The following is a 21562-nucleotide window of genomic DNA, read 5'->3' on the forward strand; positions in this document are numbered from 1 at the left end:
TTTCACAACCGGTCCGGCGGGCGTTTCCGCCTGACGAGGGCGCCGTGACAGGCGCCCTCGTCGTTCATGGCGCGCGGCTGACCAAGCGCGAGCGGCATCGACAGAATCCCGTCGAAACGTGCGCGAGCCTACGCTTCAAGGCGTGCGAGCTTCAGGCATTTAAGTTGCGTTTAACTCGTCGATCAAGGCGAGCGGGTATACTGGCCCGTCACACTTACGATGCAGCCCATCCGATTCCGACCGCACTCTATGCGAAAGAACCTGAAAAATTTCGGCCTGATAGCCGTCGGCGTTGCTGCCGGCGCACTCGCCACCTTGCAGATTTCCGCATCCGCAGAGCAAGCTGCTTCCTCGCCTCTGCCGCTCGAACAATTGCGGCTTTTCGCCGAAGTGTTCGGTCAGATCAAGCACGAATACGTCGAACCGGTCGACGATAAAAAGCTCCTCACCGCCGCCATCAAGGGCATGGTGTCGAGCCTCGACCCGCACTCGTCCTATCTCGACAAGACCGACTACGAAGAACTCCAGGAGCAGACCAAGGGCCGTTTCGCGGGCCTCGGCATCGAGATTTCTTCGGAAGACGGCCTGATCAAGGTCATTTCGCCGATCGAAGACACGCCCGCGTTCCGCGCCGGCATTCGTCCGGGCGACCTCATCACGCGCATCAACGACAAGCCGGTGCGCGGTATGACACTGGACAAGGCCGTGAAGCAGATGCGCGGCGAGCCGGGCACGAAGGTCACGCTCACGATCTTCCGCAAGAGCGACGACCGCACATTCCCGCTCACCGTGACGCGCGCCGTGATCCGCGTGCAGTCGGTGAAGATGAAAGTGCCCGAACCGGGCTACGGCTACATCCGCATCACGAGCTTCCAGGAGCGCACGGTGCCGGATCTCGCCGCGAAGCTGCAGGATCTCGCGCGCCAGCAACCGAATCTGAAGGGCCTCGTGCTCGATCTGCGCAACAACGGCGGCGGCTTGCTGCAAAGCGCGGTCGGCGTCGCGGGCGCGTTCCTGCCGGATAACGCGGTGGTCGTGTCGACCAATGGCCAGATCGCGGACGCGAAGCAAACCTTCCGCGACACCTACGACAACTATCGTCTGCCGTCCTTCGATTCCGATCCGTTGAAGAGCGTGCCGGAAATCTTCAAGAAGGTGCCGATGGTCGTGCTGACCAACGCTTACTCGGCATCGGCGTCAGAGATCGTCGCGGGCGCGCTGCAGGATCATCATCGCGCGCTGATCGTCGGCAAGACCACGTTCGGCAAGGGCTCGGTGCAAACCGTGCGTCCAATGACCGCCGACAGCGCCCTGCGCCTGACGACGGCCTACTACTACACGCCGAGCGGCAAGTCGATCCAGAACCAGGGCGTGCGCCCGGACGTGCCGGTCGATCAATACGCGGACGGCGATCCGGACGACGCGCTCGTCACGCGTGAAGTGGACTATTCGAACCACCTCGCGAACACGCAGGACCCGAACGAGAAGAAGGAGCAGGAACAGCGCGAGGCGGATCGCCTGGAGCAACTGCGCATTCTCGAAGAGCAGAACGACAAGAAGACGCCCGAGCAGCGCCGCAAGGATCGCGAACGCAAGCCGGTCGAATTCGGCAGCTCGGACGACTACATGCTCCAGCAAGCCTTGAACAAGCTCGAAGGCAAGCCGGTCGCCGAGTCGAAGTCGTACAGCGAACGCAAGCTCGCGCAGAACAAGCCGGCCCGTTCGGCTTCCGCGCCCGTTGTCGCGCCGCCCGCGCTGCCGGCCACGCCGGGTTCCGCGCCGGCGTCGGGCGCGCAACCGGCTTCGGCGCCGACCGCGCAGCAGTCGAAGTAATTTTCCCGTAGTCCTGCAAAGGCTTCGCAGCATGACGCTGCGAAGCCTTTTCTCTTTTGCGCGCTTAGAATGCTTCGTTCGAGCAAGCCGATTCTTTCCGCGATGAACGACGATCAACTCCTTCGCTATTCCCGCCATATCCTCGTCGATGAAATCGGCATCGAGGCGCAGCAGCGCTTTCTCGACGCGCACGCGATCATCATCGGCGCGGGCGGGCTCGGTGCGCCCGCCGCGATGTACCTTGCCGCCGCAGGTGTCGGCAAGATCACGCTGGTCGATGCCGATACCGTCGATCTCACGAATCTGCAGCGGCAGATCGTGCACATGACGCGCGCGGTCGGAACGCCCAAGGTGGAATCGGCGCGCGAGACTTTGAACGCGCTGAATCCGGGCGTCGAAGTCATCGCGGTGAACGCGCGCGCCGACGCCGCGTGGCTCGACATCAACGTGCCCGGCAAATCCGTGGTGCTCGATTGCAGCGACAATTTCTCGACGCGTCACGCGATCAACGCGGCTTGCGTCGCGCATCGCGTGCCGCTCGTGTCGGGCGCGGCGTTGCGTTTCGACGGGCAGATCAGCACTTTCGACTTTCGCTCGCCCGATTCGCCCTGCTACGCGTGCGTGTTCCCGCCGGATCAGCCGTTCGAGGAAGTCGCCTGTTCGACGATGGGCGTGTTCGCGCCGACGGTCGGCATCATCGGCGCGATGCAGGCGGCGGAGGCGCTGCGCGTGATCGGCGTCTTCGGCGAAACGCTCGCGGGCCGGCTAATGATGCTCGACTCGCTGCGCATGGAATGGAACACGATGAGGATCGCGCGGCAGCCGGATTGCCCGGTCTGCGGCGCGCGCTGAATCAGACCTTCTGCAACGCCGTGAGCGCCGCCTGCAACTCCGCGGGCTCGTAAGCGGCGAGCACATCCGCGACCGGCTTTTCGAGCGCCTTCAGATTCGAGCGCAGGATCTCCTGCTTCACGATCAGCAACTGGCTCGGATGCATCGAGAATTCGGTGAGTCCGAGCCCGAGCAGCAAGCGCGTAACGGAGGGATCGCCCGCCATTTCGCCGCACACCGAAACCGGCACGCCCGCGCGCTTCGCCTCGCGCAACGTGAACGCGATCAGATTCAGCACCGCCGGATGCAGCGGATCGTACAGATGCGCGACGGCGTTATCGGCGCGGTCGATCGCGAGCGTGTACTGAATCAGATCGTTCGTGCCGATCGAGAGAAAATCGAGCCGGCTCAGGAACAGCCGCACCGCGATGGCCGCGGCGGGAATTTCGATCATCGCGCCGACCTGAATCTGGTGATCGTATGCGACGCCTTCCTCGTCCAGTTGACGCTTCGCCTCACGAATCAGATCGAGCGTCTGGTCGATCTCCTGCGCGTGCGCGAGCATCGGGATGAGAATCTTGGTCGGGCCGAACGCCGATGCCCGCAAAATGGCGCGCAGTTGCGTGATGAACATCTGCGGCTCGGAGAGGCTCCAGCGGATCGCGCGCAGACCGAGCGCGGGATTCGGCGCGGTTTCGTAGCCATCGCCGCTACCCATCGAATCGAGCGGCTTGTCGGCGCCGACGTCGATCGTGCGAATCGTCACCGGCTTGCCGTTCATCAGCTCGACCGCGCGCTTGTACGCCTCGAACTGCTCCTCTTCCTCCGGCAACTGATCCTTGTGGTTCATGAAGAGGAATTCGGTGCGAAAAAGGCCGACGCCCATCGCGCCCGCTTCGACCGCCACTTGCGCGTCGTCCGGCAACTCGATGTTCGCGCACAACTCGATCTTCGTGCCGCAGACCGTTTGTGTCGGCGAGAACTTCAGGCGCTGGAGCTTGCGCTGCTCCAGCAATTTCTCGCTTTGGCGATACGAATACTCTTCGAGGACGATCGGCGCCGGATCGACGATCACGATGCCATGATCGCCGTCGACGATGATCAAATCGTTCTGGCGGATCAGCGCGCTCGCCTGTTGCACGCCGACGGACGCCGGAATGCCGAGGCTGCGCGCGACGATGGCCGTATGCGAGGTGCGGCCGCCGAGATCGGTCACGAAGCCCTTGAACGCCTGCGTCTTGAACTGGAGCATGTCCGCCGGCGCGATATCGTGCGCGACGACGATCATCTCGTTGTGCCCGTTGCTCGCGGCCGTGTGCACGACGAGCGACGCGGCCGTCGGCGCGCCCGCGAGCGCCTTCAGAAGACGCTCGACCACCTGCTCGACGTCCGCCTTGCGCTCGCGCAGATATTCGTCTTCGATCTCGTCGAAATAGCCGCCGAGAATTTCGAGTTGTTCGGTGAGCGCCCACTCGACGTTGTAGCGGCGTGTGCGAATCAGGTCGATGGTTTCCTGCACGAGCATGGCGTCGTTCAGGATCATGGTATGGACGTCGATGAACGCGCCCATTTCGCTGGGCGCGTCGGCGGAAAGATCGTCGCGCAGCGCTGCGAGCTCGCCGCAGACGCCCGCCTGCGCCACGTGAAATCGGGCGATTTCCGCGTCGATCTGATCGGGTTCGATCAGATAATGGTCTACGTCGAGCGCCGCCGGCGCGATCAGATACGCGCGCCCAATGGCGATGCCGCGCGATACGGGAATTCCATGCAGCGTGAAGGACACGCGCTCCTCCTCTCGTTTTTGATTGTCGCGGTCTGCCGGGAGCCCCCTCGACGGGCACAAACCGCGCGTCCATTATAAGTTCGAATGTGCCGACAAGTCCCTGAACACCCGGTCATGTCAGGGCCGGCACGGTTGCACGGCATTACGCGAACGCGTGATGCGGATACGAAAAAGCCGCGTCGATGCGCGGCTTTTCATTGAACGGGCACGGCGGCGAAGCGCTTACTGCCCTTCCCCGAATTTATCGGCGATCAGTGCGAGGATCGCCTGCATTGCTTCGGTTTCGTCGGCGCCTTCGGTTTCGATCGTCACCGTGCTGCCGATTCCCGCCGCCAGCATCATCACGCCCATGATGCTCTTCGCGTTGATCCGGCGCCCATTGCGGCTCATCCAGATCTCGCATTGGAAGTTGCCCGCCAGCTGTGTGAGCTTGGCCGAAGCGCGTGCGTGGAGCCCCAGCTTGTTCACGATTGTTGTTTCTTGTTGCAGCATGATGCTCCGAACGCTAGATGAATGAAATGAGCGGCGTCAGTGGCTCGCGGCTTTGGCGCTGATGAGATCGGCGCTCGCCGAGCATGCCGGATCGGGCGAGCCGGCGGCCTTCGTCGCGAGTGCGCAGGGATTGAGCGGCGTGGACGAATCCAGTTCCTGGATGCCCTTCGAGCCGCCCTGAAGAATTTTTTCGGCGAGCGTGTCGAGCGGCGTCGCGCGATAGCAGACGGCGCGCACGAGCATCGGCAGATTGCAGCCGGCAAGCACGCGCACGTCGGTATCGTGCAGACTCGCCGCGATGTTCGCGGGCGTCGCGCCGAATACGTCGGTGAGCACGATTGCGCCGTTGTCTTCCTTCAGACGATCGATTTCCGAGCGCGCGAACGCGCGGACCTCGACCGGATCGCAGTCGGGCATCACGTCGATGACGCCGATGCGCGCCGGCAGACCGCCGTAGATATGAGCCACACACTCGCGCAGCGCGGTGGCGAAAGGTGCGTGCGCGATGATCAGAATGCCAGCCATGTCAGGAAATTGCCTCAGCGACAGTTCAGCGACGAATAATCAGACGAATACGTCGGAGTTCGCTCGAAAGCGCGCGAGCGGCGCGGAACACAACGCTTAAATGGGCGCCGGTCTGGAGTAAATCAACCGCCTTCCAGCGCCATTACCCGTAGCCTGCGCCTCGATGCTTAATCGCACTTTGAGACGCGATTGCGCCCCAAAAAACAAGCGCCGGGACGACAATTCTAACAGTCCTGCCGAGCTGAGTTTGGCGCGATGTCCGCGCGCGTTCCGTGCGCGGGCGGACTCAGTGCACCGCGCGTTCGAGCGCATCGATGAACGTGCCCGCGACGTCGAAGCCGGTCTGATCCATGATCTCGCGGAAACACGTCGGGCTCGTAACGTTCACTTCGGTGAGATAGTCGCCGATCGCGTCCAGACCGGCGAGCAGCAGGCCGCGCGCCTGCAGCACCGGCCCGAGCGTTTCGGCGATTTCGCGATCGCGCGCCGACAGCGGCTGCGCGCGCCCGAGGCCGCCCGCCGCGAGATTGCCGCGCACTTCGCTGCCCTGCGGAATGCGTGCGAGCGAATACGGCACCGGCTGGCCGCCGATCACGAGAATGCGCTTGTCGCCGTCCGTGATTTCCGGGATGAACTTCTGCGCCATCACCGTGCGCGCGCCGTCCTCGGACAACATCTCGACGATCGAGCCGAGATTCATCCCGTCCGCCTTGACGCGGAACACGCCCATGCCGCCCATGCCGTCGAGCGGCTTCAGGATCACGTCGCCGTGTTCGGCATGGAAGGCGCGCAGGCGCGCGGCGTCGCGCGTGACGAGCGTCGGCGTGACGAACTGCGGCCATTCCGCGATGGCGAGCTTTTCGGAGTGATCGCGGATCGCCTGCGGCTTGTTGAAGATGCGGGCGCCGTTGCGCTCGGCAATCTCCAGCAGCCACGTGGCGTTCACGTACTCCAGGTCGAACGGCGGGTCTTTGCGCATCAGCACGGCATCGAAATGCGTAAGCGACAGATGCTCGGCCTGCTCGGCCGCATACCACGGCAAGCGGTCGCTGTTGGCCTCGTCGCCGACGATAGCGATGCGCCGCGCGCTCGCTTCGACCTTCGCGCCGTTCCACGCGAGATGCTGCGGCTCGCACGCGTAGAGCACGTGGCCGCGCCGCGCGGCTTCGGCCATCATCGCGTAGGTCGTGTCCTTGTAGATCTTGAAGCGATCGAGCGGGTCGGCGATAAAGAGGATGTTCATGTTAATTCGCTAGTACGGTGCGCGGCCTGCGAGCTTACCGCAAGCCGCTATTTCACACCTGAATCGCTTCCGGATCGGTCTTTTCGAGTTCGAGCGACGCCGCCAGCAGCCCGAGCCGCGCCACCACGCCGTACATGTAGAAACGGTTCGGCGGCGCCGCGCCCGGCTTGGCGTGCGTGTCGGGAAGAGCCGTGTGCTCGAAGCCGAGCGGCACGAAATGCATGCCCGGCGCGTTGAGGTTCTGATCGCGCTCGCGCGATTCGTGCACGCGATAGAAACCGCCGACGACATACCGGTCGATCATGTACACGACCGGCTCCGCGACCGCGTTTTCCACGCGCTCGAAGGTATGCACGCCTTCCTGCACGATCACGTCGTGGACTTGCAGGCCTTCCTTCGCGTCGTTCATCTTGCTGCGCTCGCGCTTGGTCAGCGCGGCGACTTCGCTCGCGTCGTGCACGGTCATCACGCCCTTGCCGTAGGTGCCGGCGTCCGCCTTGATGACGACATAGGGACGCTCGCTGATGCCGTACTCGCGATACTTCTTCGCGATCTTCTTGAGCACGCCGTCGATGGCCTCGGCGAGCGCTTGTTCGCCCGTGCGCGCTTCGTAATCGACGCCTTCCACGTGCGCGAAGTACGGATTCACCATCCACGGATCGATCTCGACGAGCTTTGAGAATTTCTTCGCGACATCGTCGTAGCAGGAGAAATGCGTCGACTTGCGGCGCACCGCCCAGCCGGCATGCAGCGGCGGCAGCAGATACTGCTCATGCAAATTTTCCAGCACGGGCGGAATGCCGGCCGAAAGATCGTTGTTGAGCAGGATCGAACAGGGATCGAAATTCTTCAGCCCGAGGCGGCGCGGCGTGCGTTCGAGCGGCTCCAGCACGATCTTCTGACCATCCGCGAGCGCGATGGTCACGGGACCGTGAATATTCTCGTCGAGCGTGCCGAAGCGGATATTGAGCCCGGCTTGCCGCATGATCAACGCGAGACGCGCAACGTTCTCCAGATAGAACGCGTTGCGCGTATGGCGCTCGGGAATGACGAGCAGATTCTTCGCGTCCGGGCAGATTTTTTCGATTGACGCCATCGCCGCCTGTACCGCGAGCGGCAACACTTCCTGCGGCAGATTGTTGAAACCGCCGGGAAAGAGATTCGTGTCGACGGGCGCGAGCTTGAACCCCGCGTTGCGCAGATCGACGGAACAGTAAAACGGCGGCGTGTGCTCCTGCCATTCGAGCCGGAACCAGCGCTCGATAGCAGGCATGGCCTCAAGGATCTTCCGTTCGAGATCGAGCAGCGGGCCACTTAACGCCGTAACAAGGTGCGGAACCATGTATTACTCGCGGTGCGTTGCATGAGACCGGAGCACGGCGCCAACGCGCCCACTCCGGTCGCACGAGGAGAAAAGATTGTAGAGCAATTGCTTTGCCTAACTGGGTATGAACCGCCAATTGACAAGGTTTCCCGGCCGTCTCCGTGCGGTTTCCGCGCTCGTTTGCGCCTGGCGATCCGATAGATTGCCCGCCTTCGTTCGACGAAACCCCGACACAAATCGCAGCCAAAAAAATGCCCGCCATGAAGGCGGGCGAAGTCGCTGCGCTCGTTCGTTGCCCGCAATCCGGCGCGCCCTCTCGCGGCGCGCCGGTTGCGGCGTAAAACTCACTCGACGTGCTCGCCGTGCAGCGTGACGTCGAGACCTTCGCGTTCCTGTTCTTCCGTGACGCGCAGGCCCATGGTCATGTCGATGACCTTCAGCAACACGAAACTGACGACGCCGCTGTAGAGGAGCGTGACGATCACGCCCTTCGCCTGCACGAGCACGCTGCCGTCGAAGCCGCCGATGTCCTTCACCGCGAAGACGCCGGTCAGCAATGCACCGATGATCCCGCCCACGCCGTGCACGCCGAACGCGTCGAGCGAGTCGTCGTAGTTGAACTTGTGCTTGAGCCACGTCGCCGACCAGAAGCAGACCACGCCCGCGACGATGCCGATCACGATCGCGCCCGTCACGCCGACGAAGCCCGAAGCCGGCGTCACTGCCACCAGACCCGCGACCGCGCCCGAGATGATGCCGAGCACCGACGGCTTGCCCTTCGTGATCCACTCCGCGAACATCCAGCCGAATGCGGCGAACGCGGTGGCGATCTGCGTCGTGAGCATCGCGAAGCCGGCACGGCCGTCAGCCGCGACCGCCGAACCCGCGTTGAAGCCGAACCAGCCCACCCACAGCATCGATGCGCCGATCAGCGAGAGCACGAGGTTGTGCGGCGCCATCACTTCGCGGCCGTAACCCACGCGCTTGCCGAGCACGAGACAGCACATCAGGCCCGCGATACCGGCGTTGATGTGAACCACCGTGCCGCCCGCGAAGTCGAGCACGCCCGATGCCGCCAGCCAGCCGGTCGGTTCCCAGACCATGTGCGCGACCGGCGAGTAGACGATCAGCGACCACAGCGTCATGAACACGAGCATCGCCGAGAACTTCATGCGGTCGGCGAACGCGCCGGTGATGAGCGCCGGCGTGATGATCGCGAAGGTCAACTGGAACGCGAAGTAGACCGACTCGGGGATCGTCGTGGCGAGGTGGCTCACGGTGAGCGTCGTCGCCTTGTCGCCCTTGATGTAGGCCATGCCGTGCAGGAACACGCGCGAGAAGCCGCCGATGAACGAGCCGCCCGGCGTGAACGCGATGCTATAGCCGACGACCGTCCACAGAATCGTCACGAGACAGCAGATCGCGAAGCTCTGCATGGCCGTGGCGAGCACGTTCTTCTTGCGGACCATACCCGCGTAGAACAGCGCGAGGCCCGGAACCGTCATGAACAGCACGAGCGCGGTGGAGGTCAGCATCCAGGCGGTGTCGCCCGAGCTGATCTTCGACGAATCGATCATGACCGGCTCGGTCGGCGCGGCCGGCGCGGCATCCGACGCGCCCGAAGCGGCGGCCGCAGCGGACGCGGCTTCAGCCGAAGACGCCATCGCCGTGTTGGCGCTGGCGGGTGCGCTTGCCGTGGCATCGGCCGCGGGCGCCGAGGCAGCGGCCGGAGCGGACGCATCCTGGGCGAGAGCGGTGCCGGCATTCGCGCCGATCAGCGCGCCCGCCACCAACAGGGACATCAAAAAGTTACGCATTCTTCTGGTTCCTCTTATCGCCAATTTCTTTTTAGAGCGCGTCGGCGCCGGTCTCGCCGGTGCGGATGCGGATGACCTGTTCGATCGCGGTGACGAAGATCTTTCCGTCGCCGATCTTTCCCGTGCGCGCGGCGCGTTCGACGGCTTCGATCGCCTGATCGACGATGTCGTCCGACACGGCCGCCTCGATCTTCACTTTCGGCAGAAAGTCGACGACGTACTCCGCGCCCCGATAAAGCTCGGTGTGACCCTTCTGTCGGCCGAAGCCTTTCACCTCGGTCACCGTGATGCCCGAGACGCCGATGGCCGACAGCGCTTCACGCGCTTCGTCCAGCTTGAACGGCTTGATGATTGCGGTAATGAGCTTCATGTATCCCTCGCTGTGGTGTGCTGATCCTTCGATGCCGTTCATTGAAGCGTGCAGAAAAGGTCGCGCCACTTATGCAACTCGTATGCCATGCGAGTATTCATGGGGCTTTGCGCGATTTCGCGAAACGATCGCGCGAGGGGTCGGCCGAACGGCTAACGCGCGCCGTGCGTGCTGGCGTCGGGGTGGGTTCGTTGCTAGAGTGGTCCCGAGGTCCCGCAAAAACGGGCATGGGCGGACAACGCGAGGGCGCGCAGCGCTAAAATCGCGGCGCCTAAAAGGTGCTTCGAGACGCGTCGGCTCACTCGGCGGCGCGCACCAATTTCGAACATTCGATAATTCGGGGCACTGACCTAACAACGGATGCACTTTTTTTGTGCAAGAAGGGAGAAACAATGAAGCAGCCCAACGACGTTTTCAACGATCTACAGCAGAAGATGAGCGACCTCTTCAAGAATTCGCCTGCGAAGGACGTCGAACGGAATATGAAGGCGATGCTTTCGCAAGGCTTTTCGAAGCTGGATCTCGTGACGCGCGAGGAATTCGACACGCAGACGCAGGTGCTCGTGCGCACCCGCGCGCGTCTCGAAGAACTCGAAAAGCGCGTCGCGCAACTGGAGCAACGTCTCGCCGGCGGCGGAAGCCCGGCCGCACAAGACTAAGGCGCCAGCACCGCGTCTATCGCATACCTCGGCTAGCGAGCCGTGAGTTTCTAGTTTTATTGCCGGCGCGGTCGTTGCGCCGTTTCAGGTGAAATCATGTCGCTTGCCGTGGTACGCAGCCGCGCGCCCGCTCCTGGGCGCGCGCCCGAAGTCGTCGTCGAAGTCCATCTCGCCAACGGGTTGCCGTCGTTTTCCATCGTCGGCCTGCCCGATCTCGAAGTTCGCGAAAGCCGCGAGCGCGTGCGCGCCGCGCTGCAGAATTGCGGCTTCGATTTCCCCGTCCGCAGAATCACCGTCAATCTCGCGCCCGCCGATCTGCCGAAGGAAACCGGCCGTTTCGATCTGCCGATCGCGCTCGGCATTCTGGCGGCGAGCGGTCAGATTCCGGCCGAATCGCTCGAACATCGCGAGTTCGCCGGAGAGCTTTCGCTGACGGGCGCGCTGCGTCCGATGCGCGGCGCGTTCGCGATGGTCTGCGGCGCGGCGCGCCACTACGCATCGATGGGCGACGCGTCCGCGCAAATTCCGGAAATCTACGTGCCGCTGGCGAGCGCGGCCGAAGCGGCGCTGGTTCCGGGCATCGAGGTCTTCGGCGCGGCGGACTTGCCCTCGCTCTGCGCCCATCTGAACAACGTCCCCGATGCGCGGCTGAGACCGGTGCAGGCCCCGCCGCTTTCCCCGACAGCCGCGCCCGCCGCCGATCTCGCCGACGTGATCGGCCATCCCGCCGCCCGCCGCGCGCTCGAAGTGGCGGCTGCGGGCGGACATCATCTGCTGATGGTCGGGCCGCCCGGCGCGGGCAAGTCGATGCTCGCCGCGCGCTTGCCCGGCCTGCTCCCGTCGATGAACGACGACGAAGCGCTCACCTCCGCCGCGATCCTCTCGGCGAGTTCGCTCGGCTTTACGCCCGGGCAATGGCGGCGACGGCCATTTCGCGCGCCGCATCATTCGTCGAGCGCGGCGGCGCTTGTCGGCGGGCGCAATCCGCCGCAACCGGGCGAGATCACACTCGCGCATCTCGGCGTCCTGTTTCTCGACGAGCTTCCCGAATTCGACCGAAAAGTGCTGGAAACCCTGCGCGAGCCGCTCGAAGCCGGACAGATCACCATTTCGCGCGCCGCGCAGCAGGCGGAATTTCCGGCGGCGTGCCAGCTCGTCGCCGCGATGAATCCGTGTCCGTGCGGCTGGCGCGGCGACCCGAGCGGGCGCTGCCGCTGCTCGCCCGATGTCGCCGCGCGCTATCTGCGCAAGTTGTCGGGTCCGCTGATGGACCGTATCGATATTCAGATCGAGTTGCCGGCGCTATCGCCCGCGGAACTGTCGGCGCGCGGCACGGAGCGCGGCGAGTCGAGCGCCATCGTGGCCGCGCGAGTCGCGGCGGCCCGCGACATACAGACGCAGCGCCAGGGCAAGATCAACCGCGATCTCGGCGGCCGCGAGGCCGATGCCGTGTGCCGCCCGGATTCCGCCGGCGAAGCATTGCTGCGCACCGCGAGCGAACGCTTCGGATGGTCCGCGCGGGCTTACTACCGCGTGCTCAAGGTCGTGCGGACGATCGCCGATCTCGCCGGCGCCGAGATGCCCGACACGTCCCATGTCGCCGAAGCCGTTCAGTACCGGCGAGCGCTGTCGATCGCGTGAAGCCAGTGTGGACGGGCACTGGCCCGCGCTCTGCTAAGCGGAAAATTGCTTGTCAAGACTTGACTTATTCACACTGAAGCGATCCGGGGCACTTTCTCGTCTGATCAAACCCTGGTTTTGAGCTAATTTCACAGACCATTGATTTTATTGAACTATTTAACTTGCCGCGAACGAAGGCAAACTAACGTAAACGGCTTGAAATGGGCTTTTGAGCGCTACCACACATTGTTTTCCACAAAGTTATCCACAGACATTGTGGATAGTGGAAAAAGTCCATATGAATCCGTGGATTAGCGCGTTAACTTATGAAGAACCTTCGGCTAATTCCGACTGACTAAAGCGCCTTTTAAATCAGCGCGTGCAGAATTCGAGGCCTTCCTCTAAAACAACTTGAAAGACGTAAAGAACTGTTCCGCTTGCTCCTTCGGCGGCGCCTTGTCTGACACGATCGCCAGTTGATAGACATGCGCGCCTCGCGCGACAAAGCGCGCCTGAATCGTCCGCGACTCGCGTTTTTCTCCGCCTTCCCCTTTCACTTCGATCTCGCTGCCGAGCACGCGCCCGCCCGCCGCGAGATCAATCTGCGTCGCGCGCGCTTGCGGCTTCGCGTTCACGTTGCGCGCCAGGCCTTGCTGAAGGAAATCGAGCGTCGCGCGCTGCAACTGCGGATCGGCGCTCGGCAGCACTACGGTGCCGACGGCGAACACGGCATCGCCGGCTTCGGCGGTCTGCATGCGCATCGTCATCGACTGGCCCGCGATGTTGATTTTCCGCTCGTCGGAATGTGGCTTCGCGGGCAAGGTGACTTCGTAGCCGTCGTCGTTATTCATCACGGTGCGCCAGTCGTATGAAGGCGTGCATGCGAGCAATGCGCCGCATGCGACAGATGCGCACACCAGTTCGCCGACCGAAAAAATGTTCGGAAGAAAGCGCTCAACCGCGCGATGCAAACGGGAAGGAAACACGGAGAAAACTCGTTTCATAGAGAACCACTGCGTGAAAACCATCATTATCGCGCTGCAATGCCGGGCTTATCGGCGCGTCACGAACTCATCCTGAAATTGGCGCTAAAATACGCAGCAGTCCCCATTGCGGCCGCGTCCGCCGTTCGCCGGAGAGCAATTCGAGGTTTCACATGTCCCAAGCCACGCAAGAAACATCCACGCGCGCCAAGAGTCCGCTGCGCTATATCGTGATGGCGCTCGTCGCGGGCGTGATCGCCTGCACAGGGTATTTCGCCTTCGGCGGCCAGCAGAAGGTGCCCGACGCGACCTTCACGCTGCTTTCGGGACAGAAGATTTCGACATCCGGCGACCTCAAGGGCAAGGTCTACCTCGTCAATTTCTGGGCGACGAGTTGCGAGACGTGCATGAAGGAAATGCCGCAGATGATCGACACGTACAACAAATTCAAGGGCCGCGGCCTGGAGTTCGTCGCGGTCGCGATGAATTACGACGCGCCGATGTACGTCAGCAACTACGCGCAGACGCGCAACCTGCCGTTCAAGGTCGCGATGGACGACGGCAGCGCCGCGAAGCAGTTCGGCAACGTGCAACTGACGCCGACGACCTTCGTTATCGACAAGAACGGGAAGATTTTGAAGCGCTATGTCGGCGAGCCGACGTTCGCGGAACTGGATCAACTGCTCGACAAGGCGCTCGGTTCGGCCTGATCGCGTTCGACACGAAAACCCAAAGCCCGCTGGCGAAAATCAGCGGGTTTTTTTTCGTCTATCGTTTATCGTTTATCGCTCGGACGACTCGCCTTTCACGGCGATTCCATACCGTTTGATCTTTTCGTACAGCGTCGCCTTGCCGAGTTGCAGCCGATCCGCCGCCACCGCGACCGCGCCGCCGCACTGCTCCAGCGCCTGCGCGATCACGGCCCGCTCGAACTGCTCGGTGCGTTCCTTGAGCGATTGCGTCGATGTGTCGAGCGAAGCCGCGCCGCCGTCATCGAGAATGCCGAGCACCATGCGATCCGCCGCGTTGCGCAGTTCGCGCACGTTGCCGGGCCAGTCGCGCTGCATCAGTTCGGCGCGCTGACGATCCGTGATGAGCGGCGCGGGCCGCTCGTAGCGCACGGCGGCGTCGAGCAGGAAATGCTCGAACAGCGGCACGATATCTTCGCGGCGCTCGTTGAGCGGCGGCAGCGTGATCGTCACCACGTTCAGGCGATACAGCAGGTCGCGGCGAAACGTGCCATCGGCGACGTGCTCGTTCATGTCGCCCTTCGCCGCCGCGACGACTCGCAGATTCGCGCGCACCGGCTGATTCGAGCCGAGCCGTTCCAGCACGCCGTCCTGCAGCACGCGCAGGAGCTTCACCTGCAAAGCCAGCGGCATGCTCTCGATTTCATCGAGAAAGAGCGTGCCGCCGGACGCATGCTCCAGCTTGCCGACGCGCCGCTTCTGCGCGCCCGTGAATGCGCCCGCCTCGTAGCCGAACATCTCGGATTCGAACATCTGCTCCGGCAGCGCGCCGCAATTCACCGCGATGAACGGCTTGTCGCGACGCGGCGACATATCGTGCAGGCTACGCGCGATGAGTTCCTTGCCCGCGCCCGTATCGCCGTTGATGAGCACGGAGGCGTCCGTCGGCGCGACGTTCGCGATCAGCCGGCGCACCTGTTCGATCGCGAGACTGCGCCCGATGATGCGGCTCTGCCCCGCGCCCGCCAGCTCGCGCCGCAACGCCTGATTCTCCAGCACGAGCTTGCGGCGCTCCAGAGCGCGCCGCACGGCTTCGATGAGTCGCTCGGACGCGAAGGGCTTTTCGATGAAGTCGTACGCGCCGTCGCGCATCGCCTGCACGGCCATCGAGATATCGCCGTGGCCGGTGACGAGAATCACCGGCACTTCGGGCGCGCGCTCGCGGCATTGCGCGAGCAGATCGAGACCGCTCGCGCCCGGCAAGCGAATATCGCTCACGATCACGCCCGGAAAACTCGCGTCGATCGCGCGCGCGGCGGCTTCGACGCTGCCGTGCCCGATCACGTCGAAGCCCGCGAGTTGCAGGCTCTGCACGCTCGCGCGACGCACGAGTTCGTCGTCCTCGATGAAGATCACCTGCAAACCGGCGGTCATGTCTTGCTCCAACTTTGTAATGCGCGCGATGGTCACGCGCGGCGCAGCGTCAGCACGAATTCCGCGCCGTGCGAGTGATCGGCGTCGGCCTGCGTGCCGCCTTCCGGACCGTCCGCGACGATCGGCGCCTCGCGATTGCGCGCGACGAGCGTGCCGCCGTAATCGCGCGCGATGGCCGATGAAATCGCGAGCCCGAGACCCAGGCCCTGCCCCATTTCCTTGGTCGTGAAGAACGGCTCGAAAAGACGCGGCAGCGCGTCGACGGGAACGCCCGGACCATTGTCGCGCACGATGAGTTCGATCGTGTCCGCGCGCGTCTCCAGTTCGATGACGATGCGCGGCTTGTCGCACGACGCGACCGCATCGAGCGCGTTGCCGATCAGGTTGATGAAGACCTGCTCCAGCCGCAAGTCCTCGCAGCGCACGAAGACGGGCGCGCTGCCCTCCGCGAGCGCCGGCGCGATATCGACGACGACGTTCTTCATGCGCGGACGCAGCATCGAGAAGACCTGGCGCAGCGCCCGCGCGATGTCCGCGCGCGCATTCTTCGGCCGCGCCTTCGTGACGAACAGCTTCAACTGGTTCGTGATGTTGCCCATGCGCTCGGTCAGCGACGCGATTGCTTCGAGATTCTCGCGCGCCGCCGCCTGATCGCCGCGATCGATCAGCACGCGCGTGTTGTCGGAGAAACTGCGCAACGCGGCAAGCGGCTGATTCAGTTCGTGCGTGATGCCCGCCGCCATCTGGCCGAGCGCGGCGAGCTTGCTCGCCTGGATGAGCTCGTCGTGCGCGGCGCGCAGATCCTGTTCGGCGCGCGTGCGCTCGTTCACTTCCTTCGTGAGTTGGGCGTTCGCCTCCGACAAGTCCGCCGTGCGCTCCGCGACGCGTTGATTCAATTCGGCATACGCCGTTTGCAGCATCTCGCGGCTGCGGATCATCTCGCGCACGCGCGCGCGGCGCATGCGCCAGTAGAACGCGAGCAGGCACAGCGAGACGAACACGAGCGCGGTGACGATGACCGCGTTCTGCGCGGCGCTCTCGACGGGATCGAGCGCGGCCATCGTGATCAGTTGCCAGTCGGGTTCGCCGATCGAACGATGCGTCGCGAGAAACGCCGGCGCATTGTGCCCGCCGCCGACGCGCACGATCTGCGCGCCGCCTTCGAGCGTCTTCACGATAGTCATCGGCAGCGGCGTGATCGCCTGCTGCGCGTACTGGCGCGTCGCGTAGACGGACGCCTCGATGTTCTGCGGCAGCGGCCGCACCGTGTGATATTTCCACGCCGGCACGGACGAAAGAAAAATCACGCCGTGATCGTCGGTGACGATGAGCGGCTCGGAGGCATCTGCGCCCTGGAGCCATTCGAGATTCAGCTTCACGACCGCCACGCCGATGATCTCTTTGGTGCCTTCGCGAAAGACAGGCTGAGAGATGTAGTAGCCGGGTTCGGTCGAAATCGTCCCGATGCCGAAGAACCGGCCGACGCCGCCTTTCATCGCGTCGATGAGATACGGCCGGAAGTTATAGTCCACGCCGACGAAACTGTCCGCCTCGTTCCAGTTGCTCGCGGCGACGCTGATGCCGTTCGCGCGAATCAGATACGTGACGGTGGCGTGCGCGCGCGCGTTGAGATCTTCGAGATAGCGGTTCGCGCGCTCGACGTTCGCCCGGTCCGGATGATCGAGCGCGTTCTGCACGACCGGATGCCGCGACAACAGATAAGGCAGATATTCGTAGCGGTCGAGCGTGCTCTTGAGCGTGTTGGTCGTGCGATCGACGCGGCTCGCGGCATTGAGCCGCAACTCGTCGATGCCGCTTCGCCACGCGATTTGCCACGTGAGCGCGCAGCACGCCACGAGCGCGGCGAAAAGCGCGAAAAACACGAGGATGCGGCGCGTCACGTGGGCAGAGTCCCGCGAAAGAGGATCTGCCATTGTGTCATAGGCCTCGCCCGGATCAGGCGCGGAAAACGGCCGCGGCGAAGCACTCGCTGACTGAGGCTTCGCCGCTTGCATGATCGCGTGTCCGGAAGTCGCCGCTGGACGCGCTTACACCGACTTCACTTCTTCGACGTCGGTCACATCGACTTCGCGCGACAACGCCGCCTTCAGCTTGCTGCGATCCAGCTCGTTCTCCCATGCCGACACGACGACCGTCGCCACGCCATTGCCCACGATATTCGTCAGCGCGCGGCATTCCGACATGAAGCGGTCGATGCCGAGAATCAGCACCATGCCGGCGAGCGGAATGGTCGGCACGACGGCCAGCGTCGCCGCCAGCGTGATGAAGCCCGCGCCGGTCACGCCGCTCGCGCCCTTCGACGTGAGCATGGTCACGGCGAGCAGCGTCAGTTGCTGGCCCCACGAGAGATCGGTGTTGGTCGCCTGCGCGATGAACAACACGGCCATCGTCATGTAGATGTTGGTGCCGTCGAGGTTGAACGAGTAGCCGGTCGGCACGACGAGACCCACGACCGAGCGCGAGCAGCCGAGCTTTTCGAGCTTGAGCATCAGTTGCGGGAGCGCCGCTTCCGACGACGACGTGCCGAGCACGATCAGCATCTCTTCCTTGATGTACGCGACGAACTTCAGGATGTTGAAGCCCACCATGCGCGCGATCGCGCCGAGCACCACGAGGACGAACACGATCGACGTGAGATAGAACGTGCCGACCAGCTTGAGCATCGGCAGCAGCGAGCCGATGCCGTATTTGCCGATGGTGAACGCCATCGCGCCGAACGCACCGATCGGCGCGAGCTTCGTGATGATGCCGACCATGCCGAACAGAATGCTCGACAGCCCTTCGATGAAGTTCGTGACGACCTTGCCGCGTTCGCCGATGTGCGCGAGCACCGAGCCGAACAGCAGGGCGATCAGCAGGATCTGCAGGATTTCACCCTGCGCGAAGGCCGAAACCAGCGTGTCCGGGATGAGGTGCATGAAGAAGTCGACCGTGCTCTGGCCGTGCGCCTTCGTCGCGAAGGAATCGACGGCCTTGTGGTCGAGCGTGGCCGGATCGACGTTGAAGCCGACGCCCGGCTTCAGAATGTGCGTCGCCGCGAGACCAAGGACCAGCGCGAACGTCGACACGACTTCGAAGTACAGCAGCGCCTTGCCGCCGACGCGACCCACTTTTTTCATGTCCTCCATGCCGGCGATACCGGTCACGACGGTACAGAAGATGATCGGCCCGATCACCATCTTGATGAGTTTGATGAACCCGTCACCGAGCGGCTTCATGTCGGTGGCGAGAGCGGGATAGAAGTGCCCGAGCGCGATGCCGATGATGATGGCCACGATCACCTGCACGTACAGGACTTTATGGATAGGTTTTTTCACGATGTTTCCAGGCAATTACAAGCTGTTGGCGGAGGTACGGCCAGCGGCGAGCGTTGACGCGCGGACGCTTTTTTCGGATGCGCGGGAGAATCTGTGGGATGCGCACGCCGAATCGCGTCGCGTAAGCGATAGCCGCTTCGTCGACGGATTCAGGGACGTTGGGATGCGAGAGGGGTCATCGGCTTGTCTCCTTGAATTTTATGGGCGGCTCATGGGCCGTGCCGCTTATATCGCAAGGGCGATGCCAGCTTTTAATTTAACCTAAGTCGATGATTTTGCGTGATTTTTTTGAAACGCTGGCAGCAACGAATCCGGCTTTCCGGAAATCCGGAATGCGTGTGTCCGGCGTTCTGGACGTCGCGCTGGTCCCGCAAAACAAAAAACCCACCGTCGCCAGTGGGTTTTTCTGTGCCGCGCGGGAAACGCGTTAAACCACGCCCGCCCCGTGCGCCTGCAAATCCGCGTGATAGCTCGAACGCACCATCGCGCCGACCGCCGCGTGCGTGAAGCCCATCTTGTACGCTTCCTCCTCGTACATCTTGAACGTATCCGGATGCACGTAAGCCCGCACCGGCAGATGATGCTCCGACGGTTGCAAATACTGTCCGATCGTCAGCATGTCGACGTCGTGTGCGCGCAAATCGCGCATCACCTGAAGAATTTCCTCTTCCGTCTCGCCGAGACCGACCATCAGACCCGATTTCGTCGCGACTTCCGGATGCAGCGCCTTGAAGTCCTTCAGCAGCTTCAGCGAATGGTGATAATCCGAACCCGGACGCGCTTCCTTGTAGAGACGCGGCACCGTTTCGAGATTGTGGTTCATCACATCGGGCGGAGCGGCGGTCAGGATGCCGATCGCGCGGTCCAGACGACCGCGGAAATCCGGCGTCAGAATCTCGATGCGCGTTTCCGGCGAATGCTCGCGCACGTTCCGGATGCACTCGACAAAGTGCGCCGCGCCGCCATCGCGCAGATCGTCGCGATCGACGGATGTGATCACCACGTATTTCAGCTTCAGCGCGCCGATGGTGCGCGCGAGATTCAGCGGTTCGTCCGCGTCGAGCGGATCGGGGCGGCCGTGCCCGACATCGCAGAACGGGCAACGGCGCGTGCACTTGTCGCCCATGATCATGAACGTCGCGGTGCCCTTGCCGAAACATTCGCCGATGTTCGGGCAGCTCGCCTCCTCGCACACCGTATGCAGGTTGTGCTCGCGCAGGATGTGCTTGATCTCGTTGAAGCGCGAGTTGCCCGTCGCGGTGCGCACGCGGATCCACTCCGGCTTCTTCAGTTTCTCGATCGGGATGACCTTGATCGGAATTCGCGACGTCTTCGCTTGCGCCTTCTGCTTGGCAGTGGCGTCGTAAGCGGTGGGCGACGAAGCAGCAGCGGCGGTATCGCCAGCCAGGTTTGCGGTTGCGTCAGTCATTCGGTCGATCCGGTTGTTCCAGCGGCAAGTGCGGGGAGGCCGCCGATTTGAAGCGCCAGCCGTTCGGCCAGCACGAGAGCTACGTCGCGCCAGTCGGCCGCGACGCCGAGCGTCGCCATGTCGACCGTTTCGAGTCCCGCGTAGCCGCACGGGTTGATTGCGAGGAACGGCTGCAAGTCCATGCGCACATTCAGGCTCACGCCGTGATAACTGCAGCCGTTGCGAATCTTGAGTCCGAGCGCGGCGATCTTCGCGCCCTCATGCTGTTCGTGCAGACGAACGTTCGCGTGATCTTCGGCCTGCCGCGCCGCCGGCCGCGCGACATAAATGCCGGGCGCGCCGGCCTTGCGGTCGGTCGCGAGATTATACGTCGCGAGGGTTTCGATCACGGCCTCTTCGATGCGCCGAACCAGCTCGCGCACCATCAGCTTGCGGCGGCGTAAATCGATCAGCAGATAAGCGACGATCTGTCCCGGCCCGTGATAGGTGATTTGCCCGCCGCGATCCACCTTGACGAGCGGGATGCCGCTTTCGGCGAGAAGCAGATGCGCGGGATCGCCCGCGAGACCGAGCGTGAAGACGGGCGGATGTTCGACGAGCCAGATTTCGTCCTGCGTCTCGGGCGTGCGGGCGTCGGTGAAGGCGCGCATCGCGTCGAAGCTCTGGCTGTATGGCTCGCGGCCGCGCCAGCGCAACGCGACCGGGAACTCACCGGAACTGAGCACGGTGACGGGCGCGTCGTGGTTTTCTTGTGGGATTGCGAGCGGTGTGGCGGACATGGTGCCGGTAGTTTACCGAAATAGCCCCATGCCCGCCGATGGTGAATTCGCATGCCTTCGATGGCAAATTCGAATAGTTGAGGGTCAGACGGTCCGCCATCCGGAGCGCAGCCGCTGCGCAAGACGCTCGATGCGTGTGGAGACCCAGTGCATCGCGCGCTCGTCGCAGCGCGGCAGAATCGTGAAGACGACATAAGCCGGACGGTCGCCCTCGACGGAAAGCCAGAGCCGCTCGCGTTCGCGCAGCTTGAGCTTGTCGCCCGGCGCGAGCCAGTAATCTTCGATATCGTTGCTGCGCGTCGCCCAGACGGGACTGCCCTGAACCATCAGGCGCGAGCCGCGCGCGATACGCATCGGCACGGTTTCGCCGGGCTTGATTTCGAAGGTGACGCTTGTTGATATTTCTCGCATGA

Annotated in this window: 19 protein-coding genes; 5 read left to right on the forward strand and 14 right to left on the reverse strand. The window is 63.4% G+C overall.

All coding sequences use genetic code 11. The annotated features are described in order from the left end of the window. Positions 1-249 precede the first annotated feature (249 nt). The gene (locus AWB82_RS04700; RefSeq protein WP_086966000.1) at positions 250-1833 is read left to right on the forward strand and encodes a S41 family peptidase; all 1584 of its coding nucleotides are present in this window, start codon (positions 250-252) and stop codon (positions 1831-1833) included. A gap of 102 nt (positions 1834-1935) precedes the next feature. Continuing rightward, positions 1936-2685, forward strand: a complete 750-nt coding sequence (locus AWB82_RS04705) for a HesA/MoeB/ThiF family protein (protein ID WP_086966154.1) — start codon at positions 1936-1938, stop codon at positions 2683-2685. Position 2686: 1 nt separating this feature from the next. On the opposite strand, the gene ptsP is transcribed toward AWB82_RS04705, so the two are convergent. From ptsP to AWB82_RS04740, 7 genes are all read right to left on the reverse strand, one after another. Continuing rightward, on the reverse strand, positions 2687-4447 hold the full coding sequence (gene ptsP / locus AWB82_RS04710) for a phosphoenolpyruvate--protein phosphotransferase (RefSeq protein WP_086966001.1): 1761 nt from the start codon (positions 4445-4447) through the stop codon (positions 2687-2689). 222 nt (positions 4448-4669) lie between these two features. Further along, entirely contained in the window at positions 4670-4939 is a 270-nt protein-coding gene (locus tag AWB82_RS04715; RefSeq protein WP_086966002.1) for an HPr family phosphocarrier protein, read from the reverse strand. Between the two features lie 36 nt (positions 4940-4975). Beyond that, entirely contained in the window at positions 4976-5464 is a 489-nt protein-coding gene (locus AWB82_RS04720) for a PTS sugar transporter subunit IIA (protein WP_086966003.1), read from the reverse strand. 286 nt (positions 5465-5750) lie between these two features. Next, positions 5751-6707 (reverse strand): glutathione synthase, encoded by a 957-nt coding sequence (gshB, locus tag AWB82_RS04725; protein WP_086966004.1) that lies wholly within the window; start codon positions 6705-6707, stop codon positions 5751-5753. A gap of 52 nt (positions 6708-6759) precedes the next feature. Next, positions 6760-8049: a glutamate--cysteine ligase gene (gshA, locus tag AWB82_RS04730; protein WP_086966005.1), complete on the reverse strand. Its 1290-nt coding sequence runs from the start codon at positions 8047-8049 to the stop codon at positions 6760-6762. A gap of 326 nt (positions 8050-8375) precedes the next feature. Then, a complete protein-coding gene (locus AWB82_RS04735; RefSeq protein WP_086966006.1) occupies positions 8376-9848 on the reverse strand; it encodes an ammonium transporter in 1473 nt (490 codons plus the stop codon). 31 nt (positions 9849-9879) lie between these two features. Further along, complete coding sequence (locus AWB82_RS04740; protein ID WP_014190273.1) at positions 9880-10218, reverse strand: P-II family nitrogen regulator; 339 nt, start codon at positions 10216-10218, stop codon at positions 9880-9882. 392 nt (positions 10219-10610) lie between these two features. Between AWB82_RS04740 and AWB82_RS04745 the strand changes: the two genes are divergently transcribed. Both AWB82_RS04745 and AWB82_RS04750 read left to right on the forward strand, forming a co-directional pair. Beyond that, positions 10611-10877 (forward strand): accessory factor UbiK family protein, encoded by a 267-nt coding sequence (locus tag AWB82_RS04745; protein WP_086966007.1) that lies wholly within the window; start codon positions 10611-10613, stop codon positions 10875-10877. A gap of 96 nt (positions 10878-10973) precedes the next feature. Further along, entirely contained in the window at positions 10974-12518 is a 1545-nt protein-coding gene (locus tag AWB82_RS04750) for a YifB family Mg chelatase-like AAA ATPase (RefSeq protein ID WP_086966008.1), read from the forward strand. A 380-nt stretch (positions 12519-12898) separates the two neighbouring features. Here AWB82_RS04750 and AWB82_RS04755 read toward each other — a convergent pair whose 3' ends face one another. Continuing rightward, a complete protein-coding gene (locus tag AWB82_RS04755) occupies positions 12899-13483 on the reverse strand; it encodes a hypothetical protein (RefSeq protein ID WP_235023182.1) in 585 nt (194 codons plus the stop codon). A 170-nt stretch (positions 13484-13653) separates the two neighbouring features. On the opposite strand from AWB82_RS04755, the gene AWB82_RS04760 reads away from it, so the two are divergent. Then, complete coding sequence (locus AWB82_RS04760) at positions 13654-14190, forward strand: peroxiredoxin family protein (RefSeq protein WP_086966009.1); 537 nt, start codon at positions 13654-13656, stop codon at positions 14188-14190. Positions 14191-14262: 72 nt separating this feature from the next. On the opposite strand, the gene AWB82_RS04765 is transcribed toward AWB82_RS04760, so the two are convergent. The 6 genes from AWB82_RS04765 to AWB82_RS04795 all read right to left on the reverse strand — a co-directional run bounded on the left by AWB82_RS04765 (position 14263) and on the right by AWB82_RS04795 (position 21560). Next, complete coding sequence (locus AWB82_RS04765) at positions 14263-15603, reverse strand: sigma-54-dependent transcriptional regulator (RefSeq protein ID WP_086966010.1); 1341 nt, start codon at positions 15601-15603, stop codon at positions 14263-14265. A 32-nt stretch (positions 15604-15635) separates the two neighbouring features. After that, entirely contained in the window at positions 15636-17618 is a 1983-nt protein-coding gene (locus AWB82_RS04770; protein WP_407642976.1) for a sensor histidine kinase, read from the reverse strand. A gap of 33 nt (positions 17619-17651) precedes the next feature. Next, positions 17652-18941, reverse strand: a complete 1290-nt coding sequence (locus tag AWB82_RS04775) for a dicarboxylate/amino acid:cation symporter (protein ID WP_086966012.1) — start codon at positions 18939-18941, stop codon at positions 17652-17654. A gap of 427 nt (positions 18942-19368) precedes the next feature. Continuing rightward, positions 19369-20370, reverse strand: a complete 1002-nt coding sequence (gene lipA, locus AWB82_RS04785; protein WP_086966014.1) for a lipoyl synthase — start codon at positions 20368-20370, stop codon at positions 19369-19371. After that, entirely contained in the window at positions 20367-21149 is a 783-nt protein-coding gene (gene lipB, locus AWB82_RS04790) for a lipoyl(octanoyl) transferase LipB (RefSeq protein WP_235023184.1), read from the reverse strand. Before lipB ends, lipA begins: the two co-directional genes overlap by 4 nt. Before the next feature lie 84 nt (positions 21150-21233). Further along, positions 21234-21560 carry a DUF2917 domain-containing protein gene (locus AWB82_RS04795; protein ID WP_086966157.1) on the reverse strand — a complete coding sequence of 109 codons (327 nt, stop codon included), beginning with the start codon at positions 21558-21560 and terminating at the stop codon, positions 21234-21236. Positions 21561-21562: the final 2 nt, after the last annotated feature.

The sequence above is a fragment of the Caballeronia glebae genome (assembly GCF_001545035.1).
In the GTDB taxonomy this organism is placed as follows: Bacteria; Pseudomonadota; Gammaproteobacteria; order Burkholderiales; family Burkholderiaceae; genus Caballeronia; species Caballeronia glebae.

Excerpts from the sequence above, each read along its gene's own strand:
- AWB82_RS04700 (WP_086966000.1), top strand. The coding sequence starts at position 250 with ATGCGAAAGAACCTGAAAAATTTCGGCCTGATAGCCGTCGGCGTTGCT.
- AWB82_RS04705 (WP_086966154.1), top strand. The coding sequence starts at position 1,936 with ATGAACGACGATCAACTCCTTCGCTATTCCCGCCATATCCTCGTCGAT.
- AWB82_RS04715 (WP_086966002.1), bottom strand. The coding sequence starts at position 4,939 with ATGCTGCAACAAGAAACAACAATCGTGAACAAGCTGGGGCTCCACGCA.
- AWB82_RS04720 (WP_086966003.1), bottom strand. The coding sequence starts at position 5,464 with ATGGCTGGCATTCTGATCATCGCGCACGCACCTTTCGCCACCGCGCTG.
- gshB (WP_086966004.1), bottom strand. The coding sequence starts at position 6,707 with ATGAACATCCTCTTTATCGCCGACCCGCTCGATCGCTTCAAGATCTAC.
- gshA (WP_086966005.1), bottom strand. The coding sequence starts at position 8,049 with ATGGTTCCGCACCTTGTTACGGCGTTAAGTGGCCCGCTGCTCGATCTC.
- AWB82_RS04735 (WP_086966006.1), bottom strand. The coding sequence starts at position 9,848 with ATGCGTAACTTTTTGATGTCCCTGTTGGTGGCGGGCGCGCTGATCGGC.
- AWB82_RS04740 (WP_014190273.1), bottom strand. The coding sequence starts at position 10,218 with ATGAAGCTCATTACCGCAATCATCAAGCCGTTCAAGCTGGACGAAGCG.
- AWB82_RS04745 (WP_086966007.1), top strand. The coding sequence starts at position 10,611 with ATGAAGCAGCCCAACGACGTTTTCAACGATCTACAGCAGAAGATGAGC.
- AWB82_RS04750 (WP_086966008.1), top strand. The coding sequence starts at position 10,974 with ATGTCGCTTGCCGTGGTACGCAGCCGCGCGCCCGCTCCTGGGCGCGCG.
- AWB82_RS04760 (WP_086966009.1), top strand. The coding sequence starts at position 13,654 with ATGTCCCAAGCCACGCAAGAAACATCCACGCGCGCCAAGAGTCCGCTG.
- AWB82_RS04765 (WP_086966010.1), bottom strand. The coding sequence starts at position 15,603 with ATGACCGCCGGTTTGCAGGTGATCTTCATCGAGGACGACGAACTCGTG.
- AWB82_RS04770 (WP_407642976.1), bottom strand. The coding sequence starts at position 17,618 with ATGCAAGCGGCGAAGCCTCAGTCAGCGAGTGCTTCGCCGCGGCCGTTT.
- lipA (WP_086966014.1), bottom strand. The coding sequence starts at position 20,370 with ATGACTGACGCAACCGCAAACCTGGCTGGCGATACCGCCGCTGCTGCT.
- lipB (WP_235023184.1), bottom strand. The coding sequence starts at position 21,149 with ATGTCCGCCACACCGCTCGCAATCCCACAAGAAAACCACGACGCGCCC.
- AWB82_RS04795 (WP_086966157.1), bottom strand. The coding sequence starts at position 21,560 with ATGCGAGAAATATCAACAAGCGTCACCTTCGAAATCAAGCCCGGCGAA.